Annotated in this window: 1 protein-coding gene; it reads right to left on the reverse strand. The window is 64.2% G+C overall.

Features of this window, described 5'->3' with window-relative positions; all coding sequences use genetic code 11:
- Positions 1–294: transposase (locus JK635_RS28415; RefSeq protein ID WP_202654405.1), on the reverse strand; the 294-nt coding region annotated here is incomplete at its 3' end.
- Between the last annotated feature and the right edge of the window lie 476 nt (positions 295–770).

Here is a 770-nt window from a genome sequence, read left to right on the forward strand (position 1 = left end):
CATCTGCGCCACCACTGATTCCCGAAACGCCGCAGTGTAGCGGTTCTGTCTGCCCTTGCCACCCCCAGCCGGCGCCTGTGCCGCGGGCGCCTGCCTGGCCTGCGTTGGCACTGCGCAGCCTTGTTTCGTCCTGTCATTGCCATGCACTTGCGCCAGGAAGGCCCTTCTCCACAGGCGCAGCGTCTCGGTCGTCACGCCCAGCTCGCAGGCCACCTCGGCCATGCTGCGTCCAACAGGCAACATGATTTGCTGTATGGCCCATTCCCGGACTGGCTCCGGATGTCGTTTCTTCATTGCTCACTCGCTATCGCCCTCCAGGTTGCTGGATATTTGTGGATGCGACAACTAGCCTGACATGGAGGGCTTCGCCAAAAAAAGTAACCAAAAAAAGGCGACCCGGTGATCGCGCCCCGCTGCGCGGGGTCCCCGTGCCGTCGACGCCTGAAGCGGGGCGCGGCTAAACTCGCTCCGCTTCGCTCCACTCAGNCGCGCCCCGCTGCGCGGGGTCCCCGTGCCGTCGACGCCTGAAGCGGGGCGCGGCTAAACTCGCTCCGCTTCGCTCCACTCAGACAGACGCCGCACCTTATCCGCTTCAGGCATCGCCGTCACGGCGCGCTCAACGGGACTTCACTGCCACGTCAAAAGCAGAAACAACGGCAACGGCAACGGCAACGGCAACGGCAACGGCAACGGCAACGGCAACGGCAACGGCAACGGCAACGGCAACGGCAACGGCAACGGCAACGTCCACGTCAAAAGCAACGGCAACG

The sequence above is a fragment of the Neobacillus paridis genome, assembly GCF_016765675.1.
GTDB classification, from domain to species: domain Bacteria; phylum Bacillota; class Bacilli; order Bacillales; family Cytobacillaceae; genus Neobacillus; species Neobacillus paridis.